Here is a 13884-nt window from a genome sequence, read left to right as displayed (position 1 = left end):
TGCGTTTCTTCCGTTCATCGCTTCGCTAACGATGGTTTGAGTTTCGAGGGAGCCGCGGTGAGGCTGTACGCCCTGGCATCAGCTCGTAGGTTTCCGTGTCCAGAACGGCGTAATGTCCGGCAAACAACGCGTTCACCACCACAAAGTGGCGTCCATCGCCGAGCTGAATGGACGATTCTCCATTCCAATCAGAGATTGTCGTGGGCGAGGCGAGCATCCACCGGTGGTAGTGACCGGCAAAGATCAGCCGATTGCGGACTGCGCCGAAAATGCGGTCCAAACGCTCACCCTCTGTCGGCAGGCCGCCGAAGAACCAAAGGTCTTCCAGTACGTGGGGATCGAGCCAAGGTTCGATATGGGAGAAAAGACAGTCGCCAATCTCCAGTCGCGGCTTTAGTGACCCCATGTACTGAAGGACGTCGTGACTGAACGTCTCGCGAGTTTCTACGCTGACGTCGCAGCAAAGTCCGAAGTCGTGATTGCCCCAGACACCGATCACACCCGCATCGGAAAGCAACTGGCACGTTTCTTCGATTCGCTCGCCTGTCTCAACGACGTCGCCCACCATCACTACTTGGTCAACCTGTCCGGCCAACTCGTCCAATACGGCTCGCAAGCATTCGACGTGTTCATGAATGTCAGTGATAATGCCAAGTTTCATAACACAAGGTTCCTACCGCACTCGTTCGCGGGTCCAAGAAGCGATTTCGGATCTATATCGTAGGCGATCCCGCGAGACTGAAAGCAGGCCGCCCGCTGCAGGAATCCTCTGGAGATTCATTTCTTCGCTGCAGTTTTCCCGAATCTGGACGGAGTTCTTGAGAAGTGTGCGTCGAACCGAATTCGCGAACTCCGAGAGGTCGATGCAACCGACTGCGCGAAGAAATCGCGTTTTCTCTGTTCGGTGCGATCGCACTCTTTCATTCTGGCTCCCTTCTCCCCCGCGGCGAGAGCGAGTGGTGCTCGCTCTCGTCGTGGGGGAGAAGGGCTGGGGATGAGGGGGCAATGTACTACAGAAGTGCATCAATTGCATGTTCGATCTGGTGCCGCACCGCAACTGGATTTTGCAAGGCCTCGCAACCCGGGATCTGCACGACTTGGTACCCTCGCTCGGCAAATACTGGTCGCGGCGCTGATCATACTGACGGCCCTCATCCGTCTGATGTTGCTTGCCATCGACCTCAATGATCAACTTCAAGTCCACACAACAGAAATCAACGGTGTACGGTTTAATCGGGTATTCGCGCCGAAACTTCTGATTTCGACAACGGCGATTGCGCAACATCTGCCAGACATCTCGGGCGAACTCATTTGCGCCGGCACGTTGATCGCGGGCGAATGAAATCGCCTCTGGATCCCGTCGAGGTCGTCTGTTCATGATGCCCCTAAGATTTGTTGGTGCCGTCTGCGTGCCCCCTCATCCCCAGCCCTTCTCCCCCTGCGATGAAAGCGAGCACGACTCGCTTTCATCGCAGGGGGAGAAGGGAGCCAGTATAAAGTAGGCAGTCCATAGAATGGAGACCGCAATTTCGTACTCTATCAGACACCGAAGCCAGTTTCGAACGTTCCTTCAACCCTTCGGTTGGACCAACCGCTGTCTCGAAGCCGTTTTCCTTAGCCGGGTCGGTGGCGGACACCGCGTGCAGTTCACTGTCTTCGTCCCGCATAGCGATTCGCCGCAGATCCGACAGATAAGCACTCGCGCCAAGAGAGACATCACCCTGATGCCTCAAGGGCAACTCCCCGTAGTACGGGTGACAAAGGCCCGTCGATTGAACTGGGATCTATTTTCCTGCCTGGGTGGGTGTCCCGAGGATCTTCGTCAAGCGTTCAAGCCTCCGCGTTGCTCGATCGGCGAGGCCCTGTAGGTAGCGTTCATCTCGGTTGCTGTGGGACGCTTTCAGAACCATAAGTTGACACCGCAGGCAATCGATCCAGGCTAGCGAGACTGCTTCGGCGGCCATTTTGTCGACGGGGCCAGAACCGTTTGAACCGGCGAGTGCGGACTCCGCTTCAGCGAGTTTCTGGCCCATGGCTTCTCTCATGGCATAGGAGTCACCCGACATGGCGTCCAACACGATGGTTTTCGCGATGGTGAGCGTGTTCGAGACTTCGCCCATGAGGTCTTCGCAGTCAAACATGAGTTCCCGCAGCAGACCGCGGGACGTGTTACAGCCGGCATCAGCCTTTCGCATCAACCTGGAAAGGGCCTGTTTCCGGGGGAGCTTGCTCAGCTCGCACTTCAGTTCGATGGGCGACATTCGAGGTACCGTCGTTGAGCTGGGATCGGAATAGTCATGGGGAATGAGTTTGGCCAGCGCCGAGCGAACTGTGATCGCAGCGTCGATCGCGTTCAGGTAGACCTCGATCTGCCGGCAGCGGGCCAATTCTGCACGAAACTCCGTGATGGCTGCTGCGTTCTCAGCACGCTCGTAGCGGTCGCGACGATACAGCATCGCGTTTAGCGGCTTACAGAGGCTTCCTAGGTGCCTGTGACGGACCTGATCGCCGTCACGGAAGGCTTCATGCAGGTATCGACGACCACCTACGTTTTACCGTCGCCGCGGGCCCGATCGGCAGACCAAACCGAGGCCGACGCCCGCTCGCGCACTTTCGACTGAAGAACGAAAGGCGGTGCTTGATCAGCTTAACAGCGATCGTTTCGGTGATCAGTCACCGCGGCATGTCTACTCGAAATTGCTTGACGAAGGTGATTACCTGTGCAGCGTGCGGACGATGTATCGCGTGCTTGCCGAAAATCAAAGCTCTCGTGAACGGCGAAACCAGCTGCAACACCCCAATTACCAAAAGCCTGAATTACTTGCGACCGGCCCCAATGAAGTCTGGTCGTGGGACGTCACCAAGCTGAAGGGTCCGCAGACATGGACCTATTTTTACCTGTACGTCATCTTGGATATCTACAGTCGCTATGTGGTCGGTTGGATGCTCGCGCATTGCGAAAGCTCCGATCTTGCGAAACAACTCATTGAAACAACCATTGAAAAGCAGGAAGTCCAGCCGGAACAATTGATCCTGCACAGCGACCGTGGCCCATCGATGACATCTCATTCGGTGGCCCAACTGCTTGGCTCGCTCGGTGTCACCAAGTCACACAGTCGACCGCATGTTTCCAACGACAATCCGTTTTCGGAAAGCCAATTCAAAACGATGAAGTACCGTCCTGAATTCCCGAAGCGATTTGGAAGCCACGAAGATGCGATTGGGTTCTGTCCAGATTTCTTTGGCTGGTACAACGACGAGCACCATCACAGCGGCATCGGCCTGCTGACACCATCATCGTTGCACTACGGCCAAGGCGAAAAAGTGATCGCGTCGCGACAGCAGACCCTTCACGACGCATGGCAGAAGAATCCCGAGCGTTTTGTCGGTGGCGTTCCAAAACCTGCAAATCTTCCCCAAGCAGTCTGGATCAACGCTCCCAAACCCGAACGCGAAATGAAAAACGAAGCTCCTGAAGCGAATTGCCCAGGAGCTCCTGAAGAAACGCCTTTGACGCACCCTCGATCCGACTATCCCTTGGATGGTTGCGTCCCCGCAGAGCCACCTTCCGTTTCGCCGGACATCGGAAGCATATCACCACCCCAACCTCTGGACACCCGAGCCATGCCTCAGAAAATCCCGGGGGTTCGGGGGCTGGCCCCCGAGCAGTCTGGGATCAGCATTTAGTTCACATCAGAAAGTTGTCTCACTGTCGTTGACACATTCCGTCCGGCCTGCTGAGCCGCTTTCTTTGCTTCCCGGTCGGACTTCCCGGTACCACCCTCGAACCGATGGACCTTTCCCTTGTAGCGAATGCGCCATTTGCCACGATCGGTTTCCCAATTGAGTTTCGGTTCGCGTGCCATCTTCCAGATTCCCTGGGCCACTAAACTGCGACCTACCCTGTTTTAGTGGCCCAGCGGGTGATTTGGCAAGAAGTGCCGAAGAAGCGAAAACACTGCAATTTACGGTGTTTTCAAGTCGGGGCGACTAGATTCGAACTAGCGACCTCTACGTCCCGAACGTAGCGCTCTACCAGGCTGAGCCACGCCCCGATGGTGGGAAGGTGATGGGGTGCTTCGAAAAAACATCCGTCACCGTGCTGTTCGCTTGGCTTGCGGTCCGGTCACTTGACCGTCGCCATCCGAGCGAACGCGTAATATAACCTCGCCCCCGCCCGCTGCAAATACCCACCTGCTGACTCCTTGACCCGCTTTTTTGCCGATTCCTCAATCTCCCGCCGGCGGAATCGTCGTTTTTGGGTCTTGGTGCGGGGTTCCAACGGAAAGGTGCTGGGCCTCAACCTTGCGTCGCAGGTCGCCTGGCTCCAGAATCACTCTCCTTGCCAGGGACGAGCGGCCGGGGAGGGTTCGTTGTGGCTGAGAATCAATCCGCGACGACCGATCAACCCTCCCCTCGCTTCGCTCGACCCTCCCTGCCAGGGAGGGTGACGCAAGATGTGTCGACACCAATGCCTGCCAGGAGGGTGACGCGCGAGGTGGAGACATCAATGGCTCTGGGCGAGCCGTGCGCGGCGAGGAGTGGGTTTGCTTTGGTGCGCAGACAGGGGGCGAGGTCACTGAAGTGAACGCGGAGATTCACCGTTCAACCCTCCCCTCGCTTCGCTCGACCCTCCTGCCAGGGAGGGTGACTATGGGGTGAGGAGTCCGGTGTGGGCGAATCGTTTCAGCTTCTGCTCGACGACGGCTCGGAGTTGCTCTTGGGTGGGGGTGACCGGCTGGAGTTCGGTTTCCGGATCGGGGGATTCTGCGTCCGGCGACTCCACCTGGATCGCGACCCCGAATTCGAGCAGTCCGGCGGCGATCTGATCGATTGTCGCGACGCCGTCCAAACGTTTGATGATCTCGCGTTCGAAGTCATCCAGGTGGACCGATTCGTGCCGCAGATTGGTCACCCGACCGCCCTGTTCGGCTTGATGGCGGATCAGATCGGACGTGCCCGGCGTCGCGCTGATTTCGACGCTGCAACCGGACGGCGCGGCGTAGAGCGCGACGAGGCCGGACGAATACAATTCCAAAAACGTCTCGTACAACTCATCACGACACTCTTCGACACCGGGACGTTGCTCGGCCGGCACGGCGTCGCGAGCGATGTCGGCCAGGGCATCGATCGAAACGTCGGATGGCCAGATCGATGCGAGATGGCGGAAGGCTTCGATTTGGACCGGATTGCCGACGGTCAATGTGCGGCCCGAGGCGTGTTCGAAGACGCGTGTGTTGGCTGATGCGTCCGCGTCTTCGGACTCTTGTTCGGCTAAGGGCGAATTGACATACAAGTGCTTTAACCGCGCCGGTCCGATCGCTCGGTTGGGCTGGGCTTCGCGATGGCAAAGCAGCGTCTGCCGAAACTTTCGGTTGCGAAGAAAGTCCAAATACTGCTCCATCTGAACCAAACCCGGCGCAATCTTCGACAACGTCCCACGCGTCTCGTCTCCGTACTCGTTGGGAATCATGCTGGCGAATTGGGCTTCGCACATGAAACGCAAATCATTCTCCTCGGCGCGGGAAACGAATTGGTGAAAGAAGAGCGGTTCGTTGTAGTCTTCGAGATGCTCATGGTAGATGTAGCTGTCTTCGCTGGCCCGCACGATGCTCAGTTCTTCGTGCAACAGTTTTTCATAAGCGTCGTGATTCGACTGGACGGCGGAGACGAGAAAATCGACCAAGGCGCGCGACTGATCGATCTTGGTTTGCGTGTCGTCGAACCCCGACGCGTGATAGCTCATCATTTCACGCACGCCACGCCGCAGGTACCAGCCCGGGTAGGTGTTGTAGCTGATGTACGCCACTCCGTTTTCGGCGAGATGGTGGCGGCAGACGGACAAGATCTTTGCTTGAACTTCCGGCGGTACCCACGAATAGACTCCGTGACAGATAATGAAATCAAATTTGCCTTCGGAGGAATCAAATTCGAGAATGTCTTGATGACGGAGCGTGATGTTGGTCAGCGACAAAGCCTCAATGACCGGTCGGCCTTCGTCGATCTGACGCTTCGACGCGTCCAAGCCGAGAAACTGTGACTCGGGAAACCGGGCCGCCATCGGGATCAAGTTGCCTCCGGCGGCACATCCGATCTCCAAGACGCGACACCGCGAAACGTCTGCCGGCTGCAGCGCGAACAGCTGTGCCAAAGCGGCCAGGTTGCGCGGGTGACTGCTGGCGTACGGATAGCTGGCGTAGGGAAACTCGTCGTAGCTGAAGGGTTGCGTGGATTCGGAGGACATGGAGTGCACAAACGTTGGGGTTTGCGGGGCGAGAGGGCGGATGGGAGCGATGGGCAGGCGTCTTGAAGGCGGTCGAGCGTCTGGTGTGGGCGGGAAACAACGGGGAAGGAGATCCCGGGTCGTCGATGCTGGATTGACAGGCTGGATTGACAGGCTGGAAGCCTATCCCACTGGTTGGCTGGTGCTTGGTGACGCGCGATCGGCGATCGCTTCGTGGGACCCTCCCCTCGCTTCGCTCGACCCTCCCTGCGAGGGAGGGTGACTTTCATTACTGGCCTCCCTGCGAGGGAGGGTGACTTTCATTCCTTGCTTTCGGAGCAGCACGGTGCAATCGTTACGTTCGGCAACCTTTCACTGTCATCGGGACGGCGCAAACCGTTCATCCCCTAAAAGCATACCGGCGTGATGCTTGCGAAGGGACGACGTGCGGAATCGTCGAAGAGAGTATAGCGCTGTGCGTTCGCCTCGCAACGGGCACAGCGCAGTAGGCCTTCCACGCCGAAACGCTACCCACACTGTTCCGCGGCACGATGCCTGACGGGACGCCTCTCTTGATTTGAGCAGAACGGATCATCATGCAACCGAATCAGCAACCGTCGTGGCAGGCAGCGGCAAAGAAGCGGAGTCGCGCGAAACTTGCGCGAGACCTGCGGCGTGCGGCGATCGTGATCGGACTAATCGCTTTGGCGGCCGTGTTGGTGTTCCTGTTGTTTCCACCGTTCTTTGCTCCTCAAACCCATCTGGTGTTGCTGGGATCACACGGCAACGACGCGTTCAACACGCCGCCGATCGCGTTTGTGGCGGAGGATCTGGAGGCGATCGCGTCGATCGAAGAAGCGAAGGTGCGCGATCAGAGCGACGTGTTGCGTTCGGCACAAACGGCCAAGCATTTGTCGAACCGGTTGGCGGAAGCGGGGATCTCGTCACGCGACAACCTGATCGTCTACATCAATGCGCATGGGGTCACCGACAACGCGTCCGCCTACTTGCTGTGTGATAACTTTGACTTGCGGCAGCCGGATTTGGGGCGAGTGTCGGTGGATACGCTGATCGACCAGGTTCGCCAATCGCCCGCCGCCACAAAATTAATTCTGATCAACGCGGGAAGCATCGACTATGACCCCGGATTGGGCATCATGGGCAACGAATTCCCACGACGGTTGGAACAGGCGGTGCATCAATCCAAGGACCCTTCCCTGTGGGTCTACTGTTCACATTCCTCCCTGCAGTACTCGCATGTTTCACGCGCCGCCCGGCGGAGTGTTTTTGGGATGTTTGTCGGCGAAGGGCTGAAGGGTGCCGCGGACTTGGATCACGATCAAGCGATCCGATTGAGTGAATTGGTCGCGTTCACGTCGGCCAACGTGTCCAAGTGGGTAGCTCAAAGCACCGACCGTGGAGCGCAGCAGGTTCCACAACTGATTTGGGGCGGTGGCAAAACGCGACAATCGGATCCCAAACTGCTGACGTTGTTTGAACAGGATCCGGGTAAGGAGTTGACGGCTGCGTCGTTGATCCTTCCTCCCGACGAGCTGAACGGAGGCGGCGGATCGTCGGCACGCTCGGGCAGGGTTCGCGGGTTGCTGCGGCGGCAACAGGTCACGTTGGCTTCGAATCGGATCGCCGGCGGGGATGCGCAGTCGACCGAGGGGGCGGACGCGACGGGGGGTGACAACGCGAAAGCCGGCGGTGACGACGGCAGTGACGGCCAGCCCGCTGACGGAGGCGACGGCAGCGTTTCGGCCACCGATGGTTCAGCCGATCCCGCCGCGGGAGACTCTGCAGGCGGAGCTGAAAACGCTGACAAGCCTGGCGCGGCGGGCGATGCGAAATCAAACCCATCGGACGCGGACGAGACGGTCAAGGCCAAGCAACTGCTCACCAAGGCGTGGCGACTGCGCGATGCAGCATCCTTGGCTTGGTCGGCGGCCGATCCGAGTTTGAGTCCGGTGGAGAATCAACCGCACTTGTGGCGCGAACTGCAAGCCGAATTGTTGGCTTTTGAACAGCAGCTTCATGGCGGCAAGGGATACGACCCGGCGAAGATTGAAACCACACTCGCAGACTCCTTTCCCACCAAGGCAGCGGCCGATCCGGCGGCCGCCCCGAAAGCAGCCGCAGCGAAGGCAGCGCCGCCGCTGGCATCGCTGTTTGGTCGCGCATCCCGCGACACCGTTTCCCTCTTGGCGGTCCTTGAACCGGATCAGACGCATAGCCTGGCCCTGGCACAATCGGCAGCACTGCTTCGCGGCCAACCGTTGGACATCGATGTAACGGGATTACAGGCGGCACTGGATCAGAACACGCGAGACGCTTTTGACGAGTGGTTGAAAACCGGTTTGCGTCCTGAGTTTTCTGGCACCGTTGAGATGACGTTTATCAAACGCTTGGCCGACGCGCCGGATCTGGATTGGGATTTGGTTCGAATCGCAGCATTGACGTGTTTGGCGGGAGAGCGAGTCGCGGCACTGGATCTGTTGTCACCGGGCTGGATGCGCGTGGACGTCGAGCGGGCCGACCAGTTCCGTTTTTTTGCCGAACAGCTGGTGTTTGACCAAGTCGGTTTGCAGTGGCAACAGCGTTGCCGGACATTGTTCGAAGATGCCGGAACAATCTACGCGGCGGCGGAGCTTGCATTTGTGGACGTCCGTCGGGCCGAACGCGCGTTGGAAGTCCTGCTTGCCAAGCTGCCCTCCTTCATGCATTGGCAACGCCTGTCTCGGTTTGTGCCCGAACAACGATCGGTGATCTACGACGACCTTTCGACGCTGCTGGAACTGTCCAACGAGCTTTCCCGACTGTTGGATCAACCGGGACGGTCGAATGTGGCAACGATGTCGAAGGTGCGTGAGCAATTGGAATCGGTTCAGTCGCGCATTGAAGCGGCCTGTGGTGATGTTTCGGCAGAGCGACTGCTGGCCCAGACGCCGACGCCGGGCGACTCCTATCAGGCGGATTTGTTGCTGCAGACGCCTCTGTTGAGTTCAGGGCTGCGGAATGATTTGTTGGCCGCCATGGATCAGCGAGACCGCCAATTGGCATCCAACTACGACTTGGCCAACGTCACGATGGACGACGTGTCGGCCATGCCACTGGGCGATGCAAGTCGAGTGCCCTCGGCGGAAGACTGGCGGTTTCTGTTCGAACAGGCTCAATTGGAATCGCAATACGTGGGCCTGTCTCACGTCGAGGGTGTGAAAGCGGACGAGTTTGCCGCAATCACGGCGGCGCGGGAAGTCGACGCGGCATTTGAAGCGTTGGAACGCGTCTACCGGGCGATGGCCGTGGACGAAGCAACGGACGTCTCGGAACTTTGGGACCGTCAATTAAAATTCGGTGCCGCGCTGCAATCGTTTTTCCGCTCGGCGGCGGACGTCGACAGCGCCATGTCACCCTGCGCCACGTCGCCGGCGGCATCACGCATGGCGATCCGATTGTTGCGGATGCTCGATCCGCGTGACGCGTGGCAGTTGGACAACGTGGACGTGAACTCGCTGTCCTTGACGACAAAACTGCGCTCGACCATCCGGTGGCAAGCCGAACGTCTGGAACAGATGTCGACCTACCGCGATGGAAACCGATCGGCAACGTTCGCCGGCTGGGCGGATCATTATCGAACCCAATCCGAACGGCTCTGCCGCGTCTCAGCCCCGACCACCCATCCGACGCGAATCAAGATCACCGCGCCGACGACGGTCGACCTGCAATACGGCGACTGGCAGCAGGTGGTCCTCGGTCTTGAGAACCCCAGTGACCGTGAGGTTTCGGTCACCGTCTCATTGGAATACGAACGTCAATTGGTCGACGTGATCAACGTTGTCTCCGCTGAATCGAACGGTTCGACGGCGAACGGCGAATCGATTCGGCCAGAATTTTTTGACACTCCGTCACAATTCGGCACGTGGAGATCGAAGCCGATCACCATCGCGGCAACGGGTTCGGTGACATTGCCGATGAAGATCGTCCGGCGTGACGAAGCGTCGGAGACGACCAAGCTGGTGGTGGACGTGTACGAGCCTTCCCAGTTGACGCGTGCGGAATCGAAGCCGCCCGTCTTGCTGACCCGGCGGACGCTGGACGTGATGTTGCCCGTCGCCGAAGTCTACGTCCGGCGCGGGGCGGCGTCGTTTGTTTCCGACGTCGGGGGAGTGGAACTGTTGCCGCACCCCAATCGGCTGGAAAAATTTCGGTTCGGCGTGGTCAATCATGCGTCGCGAACCAAACAGATTTCGATGCGTTGTTATGCCTTGGGTCAACCGTTGATCGGCCCGCTGCCATCGGACCCAAGCAAGTTGTTGGTCGGTGCGTTGCCGCTGGCAAGTTTTGACGTGAGCGTTCCCGGCGACGGCCGACCGACGTTCCCCAGCCCCGGGGAAGCGGAACCGGCCGATGACCAAGAAGCCGATGGGAAAGACGCCCCACCGAAGCAGGACGAAGCGGCCAAGGAAGAGGAAGCCAAACCGATCGAGTCGACCGACATGCCCCACGGGATGCTGGTCGAGCTGAGTGATCGCGACAGTGGACAATCGACGTTCCGTCACGTCCGCTTTGCGATCCAGCGGCCTCGTCGATTCGTCTCCCCGCGCGTCGGCTTTGACACCAAGAAGCAGCAGATCACGGTGGAAGTCAGCGCGGTTGATCCGACTCGGTTGCCCGAAGGCGCTCCGGTCCGCGTCGAGTGCCGGTTGGCCGACGACCGCAGCGGCCGCACGAGGGGAAAGCTGCAAGGGATGATCAGCCGTGCGAGCCCGACGACAAATCTGTTCATTGCGACGACGACACCGCCGCCGAATGTCGCGCGGGTCTACATCGACGTCGACGGTTATCCGCGGTCGTTTATCTTTGATGTCCCGTGTGGCAAGCACCTGACGAATGTCCCCGAGGTCACCGATTCGGTCGATCTGCGAATGACGACGTCGTCAAAAGGCGGGATTCTGGGGGCGACGAAATCGATCCCCGTCGCGGTCCAAATCGACGCGCCCGTTGGATCGTTTGAAAACGGGCAAGATCACCTGAATTTGGGAATCGATCTGGACGGGTCGGGCGTGCCCCATCCCGAGGACAGTGTTCGGCTGGCGACCGACCGCGGCGTGATGATCGGTTTTGTCAAATCGACGCCCGACGGGACGGTGGAACTGACCAATGTTGTGTCGGACCACTTGATCGATCTGCCGTCGGAGCGACTGGAGAACCTGCTGATCGATGTCGCGGCCAGTTTGACCATCAATGACAACCTCCAATCGTTCCGCAAGATTGAGTTGCTGATCGACACCGCTCCGCCGGTGGTCGGTCCGGTCACGCGAACCGACGGTTTGAGTTTTGCGGCGGTCAATAGCCAAGTCGACCTGGAGGTTTGGGCTTGGGACGAGGGGTCGGACGTGACGAAGGTGCAGGCAGCGTTTGACGTCGATGGAAGCGGCGAGTTTCCCGCCGCGGGAAACATCTTTACCGCTTCACGGACCTCCGATCGTCAGTGGATTTTGACCGTCGACGCGGGAGCCGACGCCGGCAAGCAATCGTTGCTGGTGCGGGGCGTGGATCGTGTCGGGAACGAAAGTGATCCGGTGACGGTCGAAATGGAGGTCGTTTCGCCGACCGAGAGCAGCAAACGGGTCAAACAGCAAACGGTGACTCTGTTGGGGACGGTTCAGTTCCGAGAGAACAACGTGGCGGACGCGGAAGTGGTTTTGACAGCCGTTCCGGAAGACCCTGCAGTGGCCCCGGATGCAGTGGCCCCGGATGCCGCCCCGGCGTCGCCGTCGGGGGTCTCGGTCCGATCGACCGAGAGTGGTGCGTACGTGATTGCCGGGGTTTCGCCGGGCAGTTATCGGTTGGCCGCACGCGCGGTGATCCGCAATCGCGTCCATCGTATTGAGCAAGACGTCGAAGTCACGGTCGGCCCGGAGCGGACGATGCGGGTGGATGTGACGCTGCCGTAGCGCGATCCCGACTCTCCCGCATCGCCGCCAATTGCGGCGGGCTCTGCGTGACCTTCGTGGTTGATTGTCCTAAGCTGGACGGGGCCGTCCAACTCAAGGCGACCGCTTTTCGCACGTACGACGGCCCTTCCGGGCCGTCGTCCGGAGGACTCTCCTCGACGACCTAGAAAGGGCGTCGTACCAAGATCTGCTGACCACACCTCTCCATCGAGCGGGTAACGCTGTGAAGCATTTTTTCGATGTGTTTCTTTAAGTTTTAGCGGCAGGGCGCGAGCCCTCCGGTTCTTCACCGTTGCCAAAACACCGGAAGGTTCGCGGGCTGTCGGTTTTGTGAGCCGCGACGCGTAAGCGGCCGGGCACTGCGACGTTGCCCGAGGGCCTTACGGACAGCGGCTCACCATTAACACAGCAGATCCCGACTAAATCGACAGCCCGCTCGCGCCCTACCGCTAAAAAATGCTTCACAGCGTAGACCAGCGGGGTGGCGACGCCTGCCGGCAAACTTTCTGTGGTTCGCTTAAACGTCATCACCGGAATGACCGATACAGAGGGGTGTGCGTGGCTGTCGATGCGCCCGGCGATCGCCGGAGGCGCGAGTACGACCGACGCAGCGCGGAGCCCGACAGGGACTCGTTGAACGTTGAGGCCCATACCGACAAGCGTGTTATCAAGGCGCGATTCGTTTTCCGTTGAAGAGACAAATGACCTACAGTCGCAACCACTTTTCGATAGGGATCTGCTTTATCGCAATGGTTTCATGCGCGGGTTGTGCGACGGTTCCGTCGGCGGCCCCCGCCCCTGCCCCCCCGACATCGGCTCAAGCCGGGGCGACGACGATCGTCGCGGTTGCCCCGCCGGCCGCGGCGCCGGGCATGACGCTGCCGCAGTTCTTGGGGTTGGATGTTGTGTTCGGGGGAATCCGCACCGTCGGGCAACGGGTTCGCAATCGATTGGGAACCCGGTTTCCCGGTCTGGAGGCGAAACCGCCGATCAAGTCGATCACGGACCCGTCCAATTTGGGACCGGATGCGAGCCCGGCGGAAAAAGCGGCCGCGGAGGCCAAGATGGAAGACGACAAGGCACCTCAGAAAGCCAAAGCGATCAACTATCTGGCAAGTCGTGGATGCGGGGAATGCTATCCGGATACCGAAATGGCGATGCTTGCAGCGATGGAAGACTGCAGCGAGGACATCCGTTATGCAGCGGTTCGGGGTCTGCGTAGTGTCAGTGGCGATGCGTGCAAGTGCTGTCGCGAGAACAGTTGCTGTTCGCCCAAATTGTTGAAGAAGCTGTATGAGATCGCCTATGAGCGAGACGATTCGGGATGTTTTTTGGAATCGTCGGCAAGGGTTCGCCGCAACGCCCGTCTGGTGATCTGTGATTGCGGAGGGGTGCCACCGATGGACGATGATGGCCTGCCGATGGAAGGACCGACGTCGCCGGGCGCCGCTCCCACGCCGGCCGGCGAGATCACTCCGGCGGTCGCGGCGACGACCACGTCAGCCGATTCCGACGCGGACGAAACGGCAGTCGAAAACGCCGTGGCAGTGGTCGGCCACACGACCGAGTCGGATTCCGAATCGGTTCCCTCGACCACGACAGCCGGATTTTTGTTGCCTGAAAGTTTTGACCCGACGCTGGAATCCGACGACGATTCGGTTCGACGCGAGTAACGTTCCCTTCGGACGACGAGCCCCACGG

The 13884-nt window shown here is 59.4% G+C and carries 6 protein-coding genes, 1 tRNA gene and 1 pseudogene; 3 read left to right on the top strand and 5 right to left on the bottom strand.

From position 1 onward, the window contains the following. Window positions 1-25: 25 nt before the first annotated feature. From Enr13x_RS09690 to Enr13x_RS09680, 3 genes are all read right to left on the bottom strand, one after another. Window positions 26-661, bottom strand: a complete 636-nt coding sequence (locus Enr13x_RS09690) for a metallophosphoesterase family protein (RefSeq protein WP_145385872.1) — start codon at window positions 659-661, stop codon at window positions 26-28. Between the two features lie 12 nt (window positions 662-673). Next, the gene (locus Enr13x_RS39685) at window positions 674-1285 is read right to left on the bottom strand and encodes an endonuclease domain-containing protein (protein ID WP_390621071.1); all 612 of its coding nucleotides are present in this window, start codon (window positions 1283-1285) and stop codon (window positions 674-676) included. A gap of 499 nt (window positions 1286-1784) precedes the next feature. Further along, window positions 1785-2456, bottom strand: coding sequence for a hypothetical protein (locus Enr13x_RS09680; RefSeq protein WP_145385870.1), 672 nt, complete (start codon window positions 2454-2456; stop codon window positions 1785-1787). A 100-nt stretch (window positions 2457-2556) separates the two neighbouring features. Between Enr13x_RS09680 and Enr13x_RS09675 the strand changes: the two are divergent. Beyond that, window positions 2557-3447, top strand: a pseudogene (locus Enr13x_RS09675) (IS3 family transposase); the annotation flags it as partial. 534 nt (window positions 3448-3981) lie between these two features. On the opposite strand, the gene Enr13x_RS09670 reads toward Enr13x_RS09675, so the two are convergent. After that, a tRNA-Pro gene (locus Enr13x_RS09670) sits at window positions 3982-4055 on the bottom strand. A gap of 596 nt (window positions 4056-4651) precedes the next feature. Next, complete coding sequence (locus Enr13x_RS09665) at window positions 4652-6244, bottom strand: methyltransferase regulatory domain-containing protein (RefSeq protein ID WP_145385868.1); 1593 nt, start codon at window positions 6242-6244, stop codon at window positions 4652-4654. Between the two features lie 575 nt (window positions 6245-6819). On the opposite strand from Enr13x_RS09665, the gene Enr13x_RS09660 reads away from it, so the two are divergent. Beyond that, window positions 6820-12183, top strand: coding sequence for a carboxypeptidase-like regulatory domain-containing protein (locus Enr13x_RS09660; RefSeq protein ID WP_145385867.1), 5364 nt, complete (start codon window positions 6820-6822; stop codon window positions 12181-12183). A 701-nt stretch (window positions 12184-12884) separates the two neighbouring features. Further along, the gene (locus tag Enr13x_RS09655; RefSeq protein WP_145385866.1) at window positions 12885-13856 is read left to right on the top strand and encodes a hypothetical protein; all 972 of its coding nucleotides are present in this window, start codon (window positions 12885-12887) and stop codon (window positions 13854-13856) included. The last annotated feature ends 28 nt before the right edge of the window (window positions 13857-13884 follow it).

This window comes from Stieleria neptunia, assembly GCF_007754155.1.
Taxonomy (GTDB): domain Bacteria; phylum Planctomycetota; class Planctomycetia; order Pirellulales; family Pirellulaceae; genus Stieleria; species Stieleria neptunia.
The sequence above is the reverse complement of the archived record's forward strand: the minus strand, read 5'-3'. Positions and strand labels throughout refer to the sequence as shown.

Bases quoted from the DNA above. Each gene is read 5' to 3' on its own strand.
- Enr13x_RS09690 (WP_145385872.1), bottom strand. From the start codon at position 661: ATGAAACTTGGCATTATCACTGACATTCATGAACACGTCGAATGCTTG.
- Enr13x_RS39685 (WP_390621071.1), bottom strand. From the start codon at position 1,285: ATGTTGCGCAATCGCCGTTGTCGAAATCAGAAGTTTCGGCGCGAATAC.
- Enr13x_RS09680 (WP_145385870.1), bottom strand. From the start codon at position 2,456: ATGCTGTATCGTCGCGACCGCTACGAGCGTGCTGAGAACGCAGCAGCC.
- Enr13x_RS09665 (WP_145385868.1), bottom strand. From the start codon at position 6,244: ATGTCCTCCGAATCCACGCAACCCTTCAGCTACGACGAGTTTCCCTAC.
- Enr13x_RS09660 (WP_145385867.1), top strand. From the start codon at position 6,820: ATGCAACCGAATCAGCAACCGTCGTGGCAGGCAGCGGCAAAGAAGCGG.
- Enr13x_RS09655 (WP_145385866.1), top strand. From the start codon at position 12,885: ATGACCTACAGTCGCAACCACTTTTCGATAGGGATCTGCTTTATCGCA.